The 16,196-nt window shown below is 72.0% G+C and carries 16 protein-coding genes; 12 read left to right on the plus strand and 4 right to left on the minus strand.

Translation table 11 applies throughout. The annotated features are described in order from the left end of the window. The 9 genes from CES90_RS25670 (at position 1) to CES90_RS25710 (ending at position 9,302) form a co-directional block, all read left to right on the plus strand. Positions 1-228, plus strand: a complete 228-nt coding sequence (locus tag CES90_RS25670) for a hypothetical protein (RefSeq protein WP_229914240.1) — start codon at positions 1-3, stop codon at positions 226-228. Beyond that, a complete protein-coding gene (locus CES90_RS25675) occupies positions 225-752 on the plus strand; it encodes a V-type ATP synthase subunit E (protein ID WP_189786569.1) in 528 nt (175 codons plus the stop codon). Before CES90_RS25670 ends, CES90_RS25675 begins: the two co-directional genes overlap by 4 nt. Then, positions 749-2,512: a V-type ATP synthase subunit A gene (locus CES90_RS25680; protein ID WP_229914241.1), complete on the plus strand. Its 1,764-nt coding sequence runs from the start codon at positions 749-751 to the stop codon at positions 2,510-2,512. The genes CES90_RS25675 and CES90_RS25680 overlap by 4 nt, the downstream gene beginning before the upstream one ends. After that, complete coding sequence (locus tag CES90_RS25685; RefSeq protein WP_189786537.1) at positions 2,509-3,912, plus strand: V-type ATP synthase subunit B; 1,404 nt, start codon at positions 2,509-2,511, stop codon at positions 3,910-3,912. Before CES90_RS25680 ends, CES90_RS25685 begins: the two co-directional genes overlap by 4 nt. Beyond that, positions 3,909-4,535, plus strand: a complete 627-nt coding sequence (locus CES90_RS25690) for a V-type ATP synthase subunit D (RefSeq protein WP_189786538.1) — start codon at positions 3,909-3,911, stop codon at positions 4,533-4,535. Before CES90_RS25685 ends, CES90_RS25690 begins: the two co-directional genes overlap by 4 nt. A gap of 54 nt (positions 4,536-4,589) precedes the next feature. Continuing rightward, on the plus strand, positions 4,590-5,645 hold the full coding sequence (locus tag CES90_RS25695) for an iron ABC transporter substrate-binding protein (protein ID WP_208921454.1): 1,056 nt from the start codon (positions 4,590-4,592) through the stop codon (positions 5,643-5,645). 2 nt (positions 5,646-5,647) lie between these two features. Further along, a complete protein-coding gene (locus tag CES90_RS25700; protein WP_229914242.1) occupies positions 5,648-7,213 on the plus strand; it encodes an ABC transporter permease in 1,566 nt (521 codons plus the stop codon). 1 nt (position 7,214) lies between these two features. Next, entirely contained in the window at positions 7,215-8,273 is a 1,059-nt protein-coding gene (locus CES90_RS25705; RefSeq protein ID WP_189786539.1) for an ABC transporter ATP-binding protein, read from the plus strand. A 108-nt stretch (positions 8,274-8,381) separates the two neighbouring features. Continuing rightward, complete coding sequence (locus CES90_RS25710) at positions 8,382-9,302, plus strand: universal stress protein (protein ID WP_189786568.1); 921 nt, start codon at positions 8,382-8,384, stop codon at positions 9,300-9,302. Positions 9,303-9,544: 242 nt separating this feature from the next. On the opposite strand, the gene CES90_RS25715 is transcribed toward CES90_RS25710, so the two are convergent. The 4 genes from CES90_RS25715 to CES90_RS25730 form a co-directional block, all read right to left on the minus strand. Next, on the minus strand, positions 9,545-10,204 hold the full coding sequence (locus tag CES90_RS25715; RefSeq protein WP_189786540.1) for a potassium channel family protein: 660 nt from the start codon (positions 10,202-10,204) through the stop codon (positions 9,545-9,547). Continuing rightward, a complete protein-coding gene (locus CES90_RS25720) occupies positions 10,201-10,860 on the minus strand; it encodes a potassium channel family protein (RefSeq protein ID WP_189786541.1) in 660 nt (219 codons plus the stop codon). The genes CES90_RS25715 and CES90_RS25720 overlap by 4 nt, the downstream gene beginning before the upstream one ends. Then, positions 10,857-13,682 (minus strand): cation-translocating P-type ATPase, encoded by a 2,826-nt coding sequence (locus tag CES90_RS25725; RefSeq protein WP_373313551.1) that lies wholly within the window; start codon positions 13,680-13,682, stop codon positions 10,857-10,859. The genes CES90_RS25720 and CES90_RS25725 overlap by 4 nt, the downstream gene beginning before the upstream one ends. Before the next feature lie 217 nt (positions 13,683-13,899). Beyond that, entirely contained in the window at positions 13,900-14,772 is an 873-nt protein-coding gene (locus CES90_RS25730; RefSeq protein ID WP_189786543.1) for a universal stress protein, read from the minus strand. Between the two features lie 275 nt (positions 14,773-15,047). Between CES90_RS25730 and CES90_RS25735 the strand changes: the two genes are divergently transcribed. Genes CES90_RS25735 through CES90_RS25740 form a run of 3 tightly spaced genes read left to right on the plus strand, consistent with a single transcriptional unit; the run spans position 15,048 to position 16,101 of the window. Beyond that, entirely contained in the window at positions 15,048-15,653 is a 606-nt protein-coding gene (locus CES90_RS25735; RefSeq protein WP_229914243.1) for a methyltransferase family protein, read from the plus strand. Then, positions 15,650-15,778 (plus strand): hypothetical protein, encoded by a 129-nt coding sequence (locus CES90_RS51320; protein WP_268257047.1) that lies wholly within the window; start codon positions 15,650-15,652, stop codon positions 15,776-15,778. Before CES90_RS25735 ends, CES90_RS51320 begins: the two co-directional genes overlap by 4 nt. Next, entirely contained in the window at positions 15,775-16,101 is a 327-nt protein-coding gene (locus CES90_RS25740) for a hypothetical protein (protein ID WP_189786544.1), read from the plus strand. The genes CES90_RS51320 and CES90_RS25740 overlap by 4 nt, the downstream gene beginning before the upstream one ends. The last annotated feature ends 95 nt before the right edge of the window (positions 16,102-16,196 follow it).

The following is a 16,196-nucleotide window of genomic DNA, read 5'->3' on the forward strand; positions in this document are numbered from 1 at the left end:
ATGGGACGGGTCGCCGCCCTCGGAGAACGGGCCCGTGTCGCCGGCCTGGCCCTGGCCGGAGCCGTCGTCCTCCTCGCCGACGACCCCGACGCCGTACGTCGGGCCTGGCGAACCCTGCCGGACGGCATCGACCTGGTCATCCTCACCTCTGCCGCGGCCGAGGCGCTGAATTCGGACTCCGCCGCGCACGGGGGCCGCCGCCCGCTGACCGCCGTGATGCCGCCATGACGAACCCGGCTCCCGACCAGACGACGGAGGCGCTCCACCCGGTCCGGGCGGGGCTGCTGAGGGAGGCTCACGCCGACGCGGAAGCACTCCTGACCCGCACCGAGCGGGAAGCCGCCACCCTGCTCGACCAGGCCCGCGCCGAGGCCCGGGCGATCCTCGACGAGGCCCGGCGCCAGGGCGAGGCCGACGGCGCGGGCGCCGCCCGCGACCTCCTTGTCAGGGCCCGGCGGGAGGCCAGGTCCCGCACGCTCAGCGCACGCCGGGAGGCGTACGAGGAGCTGCGCCGCGAGGCCGCCGAACGGGTTCGGGGGCTACGCCGGACCGACGACTACGCCTCCGTGCGGGAGCGGCTGGAACACCGGGCCGGGATCCTCCTGGGGCCCGACGCCGAGGTGCGCGAGCACGACGACGGGGGTGTGGTTGCCCAGGCGCCGGGGAGGCTGGTCGACCTCTCGCTGACCGCGCTGGCCGATCACGCGCTGGACCGTATGGGAGGGGAGGTGCGGAGCCTGTGGGAGCCGTGACGCAAGCCGCTGGGACGCGTCGAGGGCCGACTGACCGGCAGCCGGTCTCCCGGATCCTGCGTGTCACCGGGCCGCTGATCGAGATGGAGTACACGGGCGGCATCGCCATGTACGACCTGGTCTCGATCGGCCCGGATCGGCTGCCCGGCGAGGTCGTGGCCATCAGCGGTGACGTGGTCACCGTCCAGGCGTACGAGTACACCGGCGGCCTCGCTCCGGGACAGACGGCGCTGCCCCAGGGCCGTTCGCTGTCGGTGCGGCTCAGTCCCGATCTGCTCGGCGGGATCTTCGACGGCCTGCTGCGCCCCCTGTCCGGCGCAGGCGAGTGGCTGCTTCCCGGCACGCAGCAGGCTGCCGCCGAGGAACGCACCTGGTCCTTCTCCCCCTTGGTGACAGAGGGCGAGCAGGTGGCCGAGGGACAGGCGCTCGGAGAGCTCCGGGACGCGGGGCCGGTGCGGGTGACAGTTCTCGTGCCGCCCGGCTGCGGGGGCACGGTGGAGGAGATCGCCGGGGCCGGGGACCACCCGCGGGACGCCGTGGTGGCGGTGGTGGGCGGCACGGAGGTGGCGGTCGGCGCCCTGTGGCCGGTACGCCGGCCGCGCCCGGTTCGGGAGCGCGTCGACAGCCATGAGGCCCTGAACACCGGCCAGCGGGTGATCGACCTGCTGTTCCCCGTGGCCCGGGGCAGCACGGTCGCGGTGCCCGGCGGCTTCGGCACCGGCAAGACCGTACTGCTGCAGCAGATCGCCAAGTGGTGCGACGCTGACGTCATCATCTACGTCGGCTGCGGGGAGCGCGGCAACGAGATGGCCGACGTCATCACGGAGCTGGCGGAGCTTCAGGACCCGCGCACGGGCGGACGCCTCGCGGACCGCACCGTGACGATCGCCAACACCTCCAACATGCCGATGATGGCGCGTGAGGCCAGCGTGTACACGGGCGTGACGGTCGCCGAGTACTTCCGGGACATGGGCCTGGACGTGGTGGTCATCGCCGACTCGACCTCCCGGTGGGCGGAGGCGCTGCGCGAGTTCGCCTCCCGTACCGGCGCGCTGCCCGCCGAGGAGGGGTATCCGGCCGGACTGGCCTCCGCCATCGCGGCCTTCTACGAGCGGGCCGCCGCCGTGACAACACTCGGTGGGGACCGGGGGTCGGTGACGGTGATCGGCGCGGTGTCCCCGCCTGGCGGGGACATGACCGAACCAGTAACAGCGCACACCGAACGCTTCGTCCGCTGCCTGTGGACCCTCGACCGCGACCTGGCCTACGCCCGCCACTACCCGGCGGTCTCCTGGGCCGGGTCCTTCTCCCGGGACGTACCGGTTCTGGCGGCCGGACACCGGACGGCCGGTGATCCGGCGTGGGCTCGGCGGCGTGACCGGGTGGGAAGGGTGCTGGCGGAGGCCGACCGGTTGGCCGATCTGGTGGATCTGATCGGAATCGCCGCCTTGCCCGCGCGGGAGCGCATCAGCGTGCTGGCGGGAAGGCTGGTCCGCGAGGGAGTGCTGCAGCAGAGCGCGTTGTCGGAGCGGGACGCGTACTGCGGCCCGGAGAAGACGGCCGCACTGGCCGACGCCGTCCTCGCGGTCACCGACCGCTGCCACGAGCTGGTGGACTCCGGTGTCCCGGCGGCCTCGGTCGAGGAGGTCGACTTCGGTCCGCTGCTGCGCGCCCGCGAGGACACCGGCCCCTACGACGCCGCCGGGGTGGCCGCGCGACGGGATGCGATGCTCGCCTATCTGGGAGAGATGCGGCCATGAGTCTCTCCGATGAGATCGAGTACACGAAAGTGCGGGAGCTGCGGGGTCCACTCGCGATCGTCGAGGGTGTCTCGGGGATCGGCTGGGACGAGTACGTACGCATCACCCTCATCTCGGGCGAGCGCCGCCACGGCGTGGTCCTGGACGCCGACCGCGACCTGGCGGTCGTCCAGGTGCTGGAGGGCACCGCGGGCATGGACCCGGAGGGCGTCCGCGCGGCCTTCTCGGGCAGCCCCCTGCGCGTCCCGGTCGGCACGGACTGGCTCGGCCGGGTCTGCAACGGCCGGGGCGAGCCCCTGGACGGCGGCCCGCCCGTGTTCGCCTCCCACGACGCCGAGGTGGGCGGCGCACCCATCAACCCGGTGCGGCGCGAGCCGCCGTCCGAACCGGTGCTGACCGGTGTCGGGGTCGTCGATGCCCTGACCACGCTGGTACGCGGACAGAAACTCCCGGTGTTCTCCGTGGCCGGACTTCCGCATCTGGAACTGGCCGCCCAGATCGCCGCGCAGGCCACTGCCGCCGGTGAGGCGTTCAGCGTCGTCTTCGCGGGCATGGGGCTCACCCACGCCGACGCCTCCTTCGTGCGCAACGCCCTGGAGGAACGGTCCGCGGCCGGAGAACTGGTCCTGCTGCTGAACACCGCCGACGACCCGGTGATCGAACGGATCCTCACCCCGCGCATCGCGCTCACCGTGGCCGAGCACCTCGCCTTCACCGAGGGACGGCACGTCCTCGTGGTGATGACCGACATGACGACGTACGCCGAAGCCCTGCGGGAGGTCTCCGCCGCCCGCGGGGAGATCCCGGCCCGCCGCGCCTACCCCGGCTACCTCTACAGCGACCTGGCCTCCCTGTACGAACGCTGCGGACGCATTCGGGGGCGGCCCGGCTCGGTCACCGTGCTGCCGGTGCTCACCATGCCCGCGGGCGACATCACCCACCCCGTGCCCGACCTGACCGGCTACATCACCGAGGGCCAGATCGTGCTCTCGCCCGGGACACACGCGCGAGGCGTCTACCCGCCGCTGGACGCCCTGTCCTCGCTCTCCCGCCTGATGCGCAAGGGCGCGGGTCCCGGCCGTACCCGCGACGACCACCTCGACGTCGCCGCCCAACTGCTGGCCGCCCTGGCCCGCGCCCGGCAGGTGCGCGATCTCGCGGACCTGGTGGGCCAGGCGGCGCTGAGCCCCACGGACCGCCGTTACCTGGACTTCGAGGAGGCGTTCCTGCGGGACTTCGCCGACCAGCGCTCCGACGAACCACGTGACCTCGACGCCTCGCTCGAACGCGGCTGGCGGGCCCTGCTCACCCTCCCCCGCAGCCAGCTCTCCATGCTCCCCGCACGGCTCCTCGACGCACACGGGGCGAAGGACGACCCGTACCAGGAGGCGCCCCGATGACCGGAGCCCGCCGTACACCGCCCGGTCGTGCGGGACGCCTGCGGCTGCGGCACAGCCTCGACGTCGCCGAGCGCGGAGCCGACCTGCTGGAACAGAAGCTGCGCATCCTCCGCTCCGAGCACCAGCGGCTGCTGCGCGCGGAGGAGGCAGCCGCGCGGGCCTGGCGGGACCAGCTGACCGAGGCCGATCGCTGGCTGCTGCGCGGACTGCTCCTGGGCGGGGAACAGGCCCTCGACTCGGCCGCCGCGGGCATCGGCCCCGCCGAGGTCACGGTGCACTGGACCACCTCCATGGGGGTACGCCACCCGGCGACAGTCTCCACGTCCGTGCCCTCCCGTCCGCCCACCGCCGCCGCTCCCACCAACACGGCCCTCGTGCACGCCGAGGCGGCCTACGGCCGTGCCCTGCGCGCCGCCGCCGAGTACGCGGCGACCCACGCCGCGGCCGAGCTGGTGGGCACGGAAGTCATCAGCACCCGGCACCGGGCCCGTGCCCTGCGACGCCACTGGATCCCCCGCCTGCGGGAAGCCCTCGACCGGAGCGACCTTGCCCTGGAGCAGGCCGAGCACGAGGACAGCGTCCGGCGGCGCTGGGCGCGGAAAGATACTGATATTCATCCATAAGACATGTAAAGTTAGCCTGTCCTAAGTGAGCTGGGGCGGCCCAGGAGCGAGCCCGTGCGTACAACCCGTCCACGAGGTGTCGCCTCGGTTGCCATGGGCACTCTGCTGGCTCTGAGCCTTGCGGCCTGTGGTGGCGAGAGCGAAGGAGCGCAGCTGGCTGGGCAGGTTTCCGACAAGAAGATCACGGTGTACAGCGGTCGCAGCGAGTCCCTGGTCAAGCCGGTTCTGGACGATTTTCAGGAGGCCAGCGGCATCACGATCGAGGTGCGTTATGGCGAGACGGCCGCCATGGCGGCGCAGTTGCAGGAAGAGGGCCGCCGGACACCTGCGGACGTCTTCCTCGCGCAGGATGCCGGGGCCCTGGGAGCGGTGGCCGGGGAGGATCTGTTCGCCGGGCTGCCGGACGAGGTACTGGACAAGGTGCCGGCCGCCTACCGGGACGAGGGCGGGGAGTGGGTGGGGGTGACCGGCCGTTCGCGCACCATGGTCTACAACGTCGACCAAGTCGCCGAGGAGGATCTGCCGGCGTCGGTGTTCGACCTGACCGAGCCGCAGTGGAAGGGCAAGGTGGGCGTCGCACCGACCAACGGCTCGTTCCAGGCGTTCGTCACCGCGATGCGGGTGGAGCACGGCGACAAGCGGACCCAGGAGTTGCTGGACGGGCTGAGGGCCAACGACGCTCAGATCAGGGAGGGCAACGGGCCCATCGTCGCCGATGTCGACAAGGGCAGGCTCGCCGCAGGATTGGTCAACCACTACTACGTGTACGAGCTGGCCAAGGAGGAGGGCACCAGCGTCGACGCGCTCAAGGCGAAGAACCACTTCTTCCCCAACGGCGACATCGGCGCCCTGGTCAATGTCTCCGGCATCGGCGTGTTGAAGGGAGCCGGCGACGATCCCGACGCCCGCGCCTTCGTCGACCATCTGCTGGGCATGCCGGCACAGACCTACTTCGCCCAGGAAACATACGAGTATCCGCTCGTGGCCGGTGTGGCCAGTGCACCCGGCCTGCCGAAGCTGTCCTCGCTGAACACGCCGGACATCGACCTGGGCGACCTGGACGACTTGCAGACCACGATCGAGATGATCAAGGAATCGGGGCTGGCCTGACGATGGCGTCGACGGCTGTCGTACGCCGCCGGGTACGGCGGATGCTCCCGCGCCCGGCGCTGGCGGCTGTCGCGACGGCCGGCGTCGGTGTCGCGCTGATCCCCCTCGTCTATCTGGGCGTCCGGGTCGCAGACGCGGGCTGGGCCCGCATCAGCGAGGAGGTGTTCACAGCCCGGACCGGGCAGCTCACCGCCCGGAGCGTTGCGCTGGCCGGGGTCGTGACCGCGGCGAGTACGGTGCTCGGCGTTGCGTCGGCGTTCCTCGTCACACGCACCGATCTGCCGGCCCGTCGGCTGTTCGGTGTGCTCGCCGCGCTGCCGCTGGCGGTGCCCAGCTATGTGGCGGCCTTCGCCTGGGTCTCCACGGTGGAGGGCTTCGAGGGATTCTGGGCGGCCGCACTGGTCCTGACGCTGACGTCGTACCCGTATGTCTTCCTCCCCGTAGCCGCCGCGCTGACGAGCGCCGACCCGGCACAGGAGGAAGTGGCCCGGTCACTGGGGAGCGGCCCGTGGCACACCTTCATCACGGTGACGCTGCGCCAGATCCGGCCTGCGGTAGGAGCGGGGGCGCTCCTGGTGGCGCTCTATGTGCTCTCCGACTTCGGGGCGGTGTCCGTCCTGCGGGCGGATGTCCTCACCCGGGCCGTCTTCACCTCCATCAGCCTCGGTTTCGATCGTACCGGCGCGCTGGTACTGGCCACCGTGCTGGTCGCACTGACCCTGCTCATCGTCTCGGGCGAGCAGCTGACCCGACGGCGTGCCGCCCGCTACGCCCGGCTCGGCGGCGCGGGCCGCCCACCCACACGGCTGCGCCTGGGCCGCCTGCGGTGGCTTGGCGCATCTGGTCTCGTCGGCACGGGGGCGCTGGCGCTCGGCGTCCCGGCGGCGAGTCTCGCGCGGTGGTTCGGTGAGGGCGTCTCCCGGCCCGGTTCACTGACCGGCCTGGCCACCGCGGCGGGGAACTCGCTCACCGTTTCCGCCGCCGGTGCGGGCCTGACCATGCTGCTCGCCCTGCCACTGGGACTGCTGGGCGCCCGCGCACCCAGCCCCGTCGCCGTCGTCCTGGACCGCCTGGCCTACCTCTCCCACGCGCTGCCCGGCCTGGTCATCGGCCTCTCCCTGGTGTTCTTCGGCATCAACGTGGCCTACCCGCTCTACCAGAGCGTCTGGCTGCTCGCCCTCGCCTACGCGGCGCTGTTCCTCCCCCTGGCCGTCGCAGCGGTCGGTACCGCCGCGCTGCAGGCCCCGCCGGCACTGGAAGAGGTGGCCCGCTCGCTCGGCCGCCGCAGACCCCACGTGCTGCGCACGGTCACCGTGCCTCTGGCAGCGCCTGGTATCGGGGCTGGGGCGGTTTTGGTCTTCCTCACCTGTATGAAGGAGCTGCCCGCGACCCTGCTGCTGCGGCCGACGGGGATGGACACCCTCGCCACCGAGCTGTGGAGCCAGACGTCGGTCTCCGCCTACGCGGCCGCCGCGCCCTACGCCGCGCTGCTGGTGCTGCTGGCCGCGGTACCGACCTGGTGGCTGTCAGCTCGTACCAGCGGCCTCGCTCCCGGGGGAGGAAGCTGACATGGCGGAGCTGCGCGTCACCGCGGTGCACAAGTCCTTCGGCGAGGTGCGGGCGCTGCGCGGCGTGGACCTCACGGTCCGCTCCGGGACTCTGACGGCGGTTCTCGGCCCCTCCGGCAGCGGCAAGACCACGCTGTTGCGCTGCATCGCCGGATTCGAAGCCGTGGACGCCGGGGAGATCCGGCTCGACGGCCACCGGATCGCCGCTCCTGGCCGCACCGTGCCGCCGGAGCGGCGGCGGATCGCGGTCGTCCCGCAGGAAGGCGCCCTCTTCCCGCATCTCCTGGTGCGCGGCAACGTCGCCTACGGCCTCGACCGGCGCGCTCGGCGGACCGGACGGATCGAATCCGTGCTGGCGCTGGTGGGACTCGCCGGATTCGAGAACCGGATGCCCCACCATCTCTCCGGCGGCCAGCAACAACGCGTCGCCGTCGCCCGGGCACTCGCCCCGCATCCGCCGGTCGTCCTGCTGGACGAGCCGTTCAGTGCCCTGGACGCCGGTCTCCGCGCCGAAGTGCGCCAGGACGTACGCAGCGCCCTGCACTCCGACGGCGCGACGGCCGTCCTCGTCACCCACGACCAGGCCGAGGCCCTGTCGATCGCCGACGAGGTCGCCGTCATGCACGACGGCCGGATCGTTCAGAGCGGGCCGCCGGACCTCGTCTACAGCGCACCTGCCGACCCATGGGTCGCCGACTTCGTCGGCGAAGCCGTGTGGCTGCCCGCCGAGATGACCGGTGGCCGAGCCCACACACCACTCGGCCCGATGCCGGTCGTCACCACCGGTCACCGTCCGCCGACGAGGGCAGGTGAGGTACTGCTGCGGCCCGAACAAATCGAGGTCGTCGCACCCGTCGCCCCAGCGGCGGTTACAGCGACCGTCGTACGCCGTGACTTCCAGGGCCATGATGCTCTGCTCGCCCTTCGGCTGACGGATGGGACCGCGGTGGTCGCCCGGATCTTCGACCCTGCCTCGGTCCACCACGTCATCGGCGGCGAAGTCGGCCTGCGCGTACGCGGCGCCGCCCGCGCCTTCTCCAGCCCGCACCGCACCCCGTAGTGATCCTTCTCCTTGGTGCTGCTCGATGAGAGCGATACACCCGCGCCGCAGGATGCATCGATGCCGTACGCGAACCCGCCGGTCCAGCACCTCCTCCCCACAGTCATAGTGAGTGGTCTGGTGGTCGTGGGCGTGGATGGTTCGGCGTCGAGTCTTGCCGCAGTGGAGGTGGCCGCGTGGGAGGCACGGTTGCGCGGGGCGGGGCTGCGGGCCGTGCATGCGTTTGTCTGGCCCGCGATGCATGTGCCCTTGGGGCCGTCGGCGCTGGGACCACCGGACGGCGGCCTGCAGAACATGGTCGATCGCCTGGTGGCCGAGGCAGTCGAGCGGGCACGGACGGTGGCGCCAGAGGTCGATGTCAGTCACGTCGTGGTGACCGGTGAGCCGTTGACGGTTCTGGAGGCGCAGTCACGCGCCGCAGAACTGGTGGTGGTCGGATCCCGGGGCATGGGCGGGTTCGTCGGACTGCTGGTGGGATCGACGGCGGTACACCTGGCGGCGCACGGCCGGTGTCCCGTCCTGGTGGTGCGCGAGACGCCGCACTCCGACGGCCCGGTCGTGCTGGGCGTCGGCGGCTCGGCCGCGGGGCGGAGGGCCGTGGATTTCGCCTTCGCCGACGCTGCCCTGCGGCAGGCGCCGTTGGTAGCGCTGCACACCTGGACCACGTGGAACGCGCCGATGCCCGGCCCGCAGGATCCGTCCGAGCCGTACGCGAACCCGCCGGGAGCGCTGGCCGAGGAGGAGGAGGAGGAGCGGCTGCTGTCCGAGGCGCTCGCCGGCCGCCAGGAGCGCTACCCGGGTGTGGTGGTGGAACACAGGTTGGTGCACGGCGGGACGCGAGAGGCGTTGATCGAGGCGAGCAGGTCCGCTCAACTGCTGGTAGTCGGTGCGCGGGGGCGGGGCGGTTTCGCCGGGCTGCTTCTGGGGTCGGTCAGCCAGGCCCTGTTGCATCACGCGCACTGTCCGGTCGCGGGGTGCGGGGAGCGGGGAGCGGGGAGCGGGGAGCGGGGAGCGGGAGAGCGTCACTGAGGACACCAGTGGCGGGCAGCCGGGTTGTCAGGCGGGTTGCGGCCAGCCTCTCGCCTTGGAGCGGTCGGTCTCGCCGCCTGTGAAGCAGACGCGCGGGGCGTCGCTGCGTATCGTGCACGCTTCCGTCCTCTCCGCGCACCTGCCGACGGGCCGCGTCGTGGAGCCCGGCCCCATGGGGTCGACGCCGGCCGGCTCGGACGGTCGAGCGGTGACCGTTCCTGATGCTCTCATCCGGGGGCGGTTCACTGGAACGCCGCGTGGATCTCCTGCTCGGTCGCGGAGTGCGAGACGAGGAGGAGTTCGTCGCCGGCCCGGAGCTGGGTCGCCGGATCCGGCACGGTGGGTTGTCCGTCGCGGACGATCGTGGCGACGACCGTCCCTTCGGGCAGTCGAATATCGCCCAGGGGTCGCCCCACTGCTCTGGACTGCGGTGTGATGGCCGTTTCGATGACGTCGACGCCGGCCTTGCTGAGCCGCAGCAGGGCGACCGTGTCGGTGGCCCCGGTGGCCTCCTCGATGAGGGAGATCAGCGGCGTCGCAGCGGGGACAGCAACGTCCACACCCCAACGCCCGTCGAAAAGCCAGGCGTTGTCGGCGTCGTTGACCCGGGCCGCCACGCGGGGCACCGAGAACTGCCGCTTGGCAAGCAGGCTGATGACGAGGTTGTCCTCGTCATCGCCGGTGGTGGCGATGACCAGGTCGGCGGTCAGCGCACCGGCGTGTTCCAGGAGGGCCGGTTCGCAAGCGTCCCCGGCGACCAGCCGCACCGCCGGGAGGTGGCCCTGGAGTTCGGCCACGCGGTCGTCGTCGATGTCGATCAGCATGACCTCGTTGCGGGCCACGGAGAGCACCTGGGCGATCTGGGTGCCGAGTCGGCCCGCGCCGGCGATGAGCACGTTCACGTCCCCAGCTCCTTGTCGAGAAAGTCGCGCAGCCTGCCCAGCGCGGTGGCCGCGACGGCGAAGGTGACCAGGTCGCCCGCCTGCGCGGGCGTGCCGTGCGCCGGGATCAGGGAACGGCCCGCGCGGGTGACTTCGACGACGCGGATCTCGCCGTCCACGTCGAACTCGGTCAGCCGCCGCCCGATGAGGTAGTCCGGCAACTCGGATCGGACGAGCAGGGTCTCTCCGTTGCCGAAGCTGAGTTCGGGGCTCAGGTGGCGGTGCAGCAGCATCTGGTGGATCTGGTGCACGGTCCAGCGGACGCTGGCGATGGTGGGGATGCCGAGTTCGCGGTAGATGTCGGCGCGTCGGGGATCGTAGATGCGGGCGAGGACGATCGGCACCCGGTAGGTCTCCTTTGCCGTGCGCGCGCTGACGATGTTGCTGTTGTCCCCGGAGGTGACGGCCACGAAGGCGTCCGCATGCTCGATCCCGGCGGCCTGGAGGACGGCGCGGCTGTAGCCGTTGCCCTCGTGGAAGCGGATGCGGGGGCTGTCGGGCAGCCGCCGGGCCGCCTTGGGACGCCGGTCGACGACCCGCACGTCGTGCCCTTCTGTGGCGAGCAGACCGGCGAGCGTGGATCCCACCCGTCCGCAGCCGACGACGATCACCTTCACCGTGGAACTCCTTTCCGGTGACCGGCGCGGCGGCGCAACCACGCCTTGCGGATCTCGTCCGCGATCAGGGGCAGGGTGCCGAGCCCGGCCAGGACCGCCCAGTCGGCGGCGTCGAGCGGGGCGGTGTTGAAGACGGCCTGCAGCGGCGGCAGATAACTGATGGCAGCCATCAGAGCGACGCCGAAGCCGCCCGCCGCCAGCAGGGCCGGATTGGACAGCAGTCCCACCTTCAGGATGCTCTGCCGGTCGGTGCGCACGGCGAGCGCGTTGAAGAACTGGCTGAGCACGATCCCGGCCTGGACCATGGTGATCGCTTCCTGGTAGACGAGGGTGTCCTCGGTGAAGTCGTCGAACGGGATGCCCGAGGAGACGACGTGCCAGAAGAACACGCCGGTCACGCAGGCCGCCTGGATGCCTCCCAGGAACAGGATCCGTCCCACCACGGCGCCCGAGAACAGCCGTTCCCGGCGGGAGCGCGGCGGGCGCTCCATCACGTCGGGCTCCGGGGGTTCCGCCCCGAGTGCGAGGGCGGGCAGCACGTCGGATCCCAGGTCGATCGCCAGGATCTGCACCGCGCTGATGGGTACCAGCGGGAATCCGGCAAAGGTGGCCGCCAGGATCGGGACCAGCTCCCCGATGTTGTGGCTGAAGAGGTAGACGAGGAACTTGCGGATGTTCTGGTAGACCGTGCGGCCGAGCCGCACCGCCGCGGCGATGGACGCGAACGAGTCGTCCAGCAGCACCATCAAGGCCGCCTCCCGGGCGACGTCGGTGCCCGACGCTCCCATCGCCACGCCGATGTCCGCGTGCTTGAGCGCCGGGGCGTCGTTCGCGCCGTCCCCGGTGACCGCCACCACCTCACCGCGCCGCTGGAAGGCGGTGACCACACGCATCTTGTGCTCCGGGCTGACCCGGCACAGCAGCAGCTCGGACGGCTCGGCGAGCAGCGCGTCGAGCGCCTCGTCGTCCATCGCGTCGAGCCGGGTACCCGTCACCACCACCGGATCCGGCCGCCGTACGATCCCCACCCGGCGGGCCACGGCCTCCCCGGTCAGCGGGTGGTCGCCGGTGACCATGACGATCCGGATCCCTGCCCGGCGGCACGCGGCAACCGCCTCGGTGACCTCCGGCCGCGGCGGATCCAGCATGCCGACGAGCCCCAGCAGCGTCAGCGCGGACTCGGCCTCCTCCTGTGCCGGGCGCGGCCCGTCCAACTCCCGCCGTGCGACGGCCAGCACTCGCAGCCCCTGCGACGCCAGCGCGTCACTCGTCGCGACGACGGCCGCCCGGTCCTGCTCGGTCAGCGGCCCGCGCGGCCCCTCCCCCTCCACGTCAGTGCACAGCGCCAGCAGCTCCGCGGGCGCTCCCTTGACGCACGCCTGGTAGCCCGCAGCGCTCTTGTGCACCGTGGTCATCAGCTTGCGGGTCGAGTCGAAGGGGAACTCCGTCACCCGCGGAGCCGCCGCCTCCTCAGCTTCGAAGTCGAGGCCCGCCTTGGCCGCGACGACGAGCAGGGCGCCCTCGGTGGTGTCGCCGAGCACCCGCCAGTGCTCCCGGGTGCTGGCAGGGGGGACGAGCCGGGCGTTGCAGCACAGGGCCGCCACGCGCAGCAGTTCGCGCACCGGCTCCGCGTCGGCGACCTCGCCACTCGGGGCGTACCCGACCCCGCTCACCGGGTGCGGCACGCCCCCGGCCCACACCTGCGTGACGGTCATCTCCGCCTGGGTGAGCGTCCCGGTCTTGTCCGTGCACACCACCGTGGTCGACCCGAGCGCCTCCACCGCCAGCAGCCGCTTGATCAGGGCGTGGCGGCGCGCCATCCGCCGTACGCCGATCGCCAGCGACACCGAGAGGGTGGCGGGCAGCCCTTCCGGCACCAGCGCCACCATCACCCCCAGCGCGAACACGAACAGAGTCACCACGGACTCCCCGGTGGGCAGCCGTACGGCGAACATCAGGACGCCGATCGCCAGGGCAGCCCCTGCCACGCGCCTGGCCATGGAGGCCACCTGGAGCTGCAGCGGGGTCCTCTGGCGGGGAGCCGCCGCGGCCAGCCGGTAGATCCGTCCGAACTCGGTCCTCGCACCGGTGGCGAACACCACGGCCCGCCCCGATCCGGCGACGACGTCGGTCCCCATGAACACGCAGTTGCGGGCCTCCAGCGGCGGTCCGGCCGCCACCGCGTCGGCCGTGCGGTCCACGGCGTTGCTCTCCCCGGTCAGCGGTGCGTTGTTCACGGCCAGCTCGTGCGCCTCGACCACCCGGCAGTCCGCCGACACCGCGTCCCCCGCCTCCAGCACGACTACGTCGCCCGGTGCGAGCTCCCGGGCGGGCACCTCCAGCCGTTCACCGCCGCGCAGCACCCGGCAGGTGTGGGGCACCATCGCCTCCAGTGCCTGGGCCGTCCGCTCGGCCGAGTACTCCTGAGCGAAGCCGATGGCGGCGTTCAGCACCACGACGCCCAGAATCGCCACCGCCAGCTGGAACGTACCGATGTCACGCGGCTCCTCCAGCCAGTACGCCAGGAAGGTGATCCCCGACGCGACGATCAGCACCACCGCGAAGAGGTCCGTGAACTGCGCCCCCAACTGCCGCCATACGGCGCGGCGCCGCGCACGGGGCAGTTCGTTGGTCCCGTACCTCTCCAGCCTGGCCCCCGCCTGCGCCGCCGACAGGCCGCGCCGTGACGTGTCCAGCGCAGTGAAGACCTCACCGGCGGGGAGGTCCCGTACCGCAGGACGCGAACTGGAACCGGACGTGGCACCGAGCGCCTCGTCCCTCCCTCCGCCTGGTACCAGCGGGTCCGTACCGGTAGTGCGCATCATCCGATCCCGTACGGTGACGAGGTCGCCGTCGCCGGTGCAATCGGCCGGATCGCGCTGAGGGACTGGGGTGAGGCTGCCATCACGGACGCCGGGGAACTCTGCGCACGTCTCGCCGGTTCGCCGCCCATGCCCGGCTGCGCTCCCTCATCGTGTGACGGGCCCGACGGCACCACCAGGGCCGTCCGGGGCAGATGCCCCGGTGCCATTCGCCGCCTCACACCGGGACCGTGATGGCGGGGCTGCGAGCGTGGTGCAGTACTCCCTGGCTCACCGAGCCCAGCAGCATGCCCGTGAACCCTCCGTGGCCCCGGGTTCCCACGACCAGGCCCAGGGCGTGTTCCGAGGCTTCCGTCAGGACCTGGACCGGGTGGCTGCGGACGACTTCGTGGTGCAGTTCCACGTCCGGGTGCGTCGCGGTGCGGCCCGCGACCGTCTCGGACAGCACCCGGCGGCACTCCCGCACCGCGGCGTCCTCGTCCAGGATGCCGAGGAGCGGCGGATGCCACACGTACAGGGCCCGCAGGTGCGCTCCGCGCAGGGCCGCCTCCTCGAACGCCACATCCACCGCCACGGCCGAATGCGCACTGCCGTCGACGCCGACCACAAAGTACGGCGGCTCCTGAGTGACGTGCCACGGCTCCGGTACGACCGCCACCTGGCAGGAAGCGTGGGCGCTGAGCGGGAGCACCACGGAGGCGGAGGTGAACAGTTCGCGCCGTCTGCTCAGGTGCCAGGAGCCCACCACGACCATGAAGACGCTCCGCGCTTCCTCGCGCAGGACCCACGCCGACTCTCCCTCCGCCAGCAGCGTCGACACCTCTACCGTCGGCTGCCGGGCCTCGACGAACGCAACCGCCTCCTTGAGCACCTGATCACCCACACCGTGCAGTGCCCGGTTCCACTCCTCCCAGGACGGCCGCGCCTCCCCGGACCGGTATCCACCCGTCGGCACGCCCTGGACGTGGACGAGCCGCAGCGGCAGGCCACGCCGATCCGCTTCGTCGGCGGCCCATGCCGGCGCCGGCCGCTTCGATGGATCGGGGTCGACGCCCACCACGATCGGCCGACGCCCGTCCGCACCAGTCATGGCGCCTCCAGGAGATCTCCACGCCACCGTCCGTTCGTCCTTCCAGCGTGACCCCAGCGCTCGAACGCCGCCACGCCGCTGGAGCCATGGCCTGGTGGTTCGTGTGCGGCGTCAGCGCAGTGGGGCCCGGAGTGGTGCATGTCCACGAGGCTGCTCGTGTCCGAGGCCCGCGTGGTCAGCACATGGGTGATGGCCGCGGCCGTCTCGTGGTGGACGAGAACGGCAAACCGCCACCAGCGCGATGACGGCAGCCGTGTCCACCGGAGCGCGGCACCGTGAGCGGTGCCTCCTCGGTGGTCGGCTGTCGTCATAGCTTCCGTTGGTGCCTGAGCAAGGGCTACTGGCTCGGCTCCCAGTTCCCGCTGCTGAAGGACACCCACGCCGGCGGCCACCTGTGGAACGACCTGACCAACTGGTCCGGCGACCCGCACCTCAGCCCCTTCCACCTGGCCGGCTACGTCGCCATCGGCACCGGATTCTGGCTGATCGCCGCCGCCTGGAAACGCCTCCACGAGGCCGCCCAGCACGACGAGCTCGCCACCACCGGCCCGTACGCGTGGGTGCGCCACCCGCAGTACGACGGCTTCCTGCTCATCATGATCGGGTTCCTGCTGCAGTGGCCGACCATCCCCACCCTGATCATGTTCCCGGTCCTGGTGTACATGTACGTACGCCTGGCCCGCAGCGAGGAACGCGAGGTCGCCAAGGAGTTCGGCGAGCAGTGGGATGCCTACGCCGCCCGCACCCCGGCGTTCTTGCCACGCCACCGCGGTGTCCGCAGCACCACGCCCCGGCCGGGCCCCCACGTCACATCCGGGCAGCAGCGGCAGCCGTCGCGCACGGCTGGCTCCCACCACTCCCTCACTGGGAGGAGCCGATGACCAGGATTCCCGTGGCCCTGCGGGCCATGATCGTCGGCGGTGCCTTCGCCGGGATCATGTTGCAGCTCGCCGTCCTCGGCCGGGCAGAGCGTCACCGCCGACCACGCCGACCCTGCCGGAGGTGACCGAGATGGATGCCGCCAGCCTGTTGATATGGCTTCTTCTCGCGCTCCGGCTCCTGACCACTGCCGCCGGTGGGATGCTCCTCACCCGGCGCGGCAAGCACGACGCCCCACGTCTGGGCCGCAGCATCCGCCGCGCCGCCCCCGTCCTCCTGATCGCCGGGGTACTGCCCCTTCCCGCCCTGCTCGCCACTGACGCACCCGCCGGTGCCTGGGGCCTGTGGGCTGTCGGCTACATCGCCGCAGCCCTCGTCCACGCCTTCGCCGACACTCTGCGCGACACCCGCGCCGCTCAGGACGCGGCTGTGGCGCGGAGGATCCCGTGACCGGTCCGAGGCGCGCACCGGCCCGAGGCGGGTGGAGCTGCCGGGCCGGGAGTGTGCCCGGACAATGGAAGAACCATGGTCGGGGCTGCGACCTG

This window comes from Streptomyces capitiformicae (genome assembly GCF_002214185.1).
Classification (GTDB): Bacteria; Actinomycetota; Actinomycetes; order Streptomycetales; family Streptomycetaceae; genus Streptomyces; species Streptomyces capitiformicae.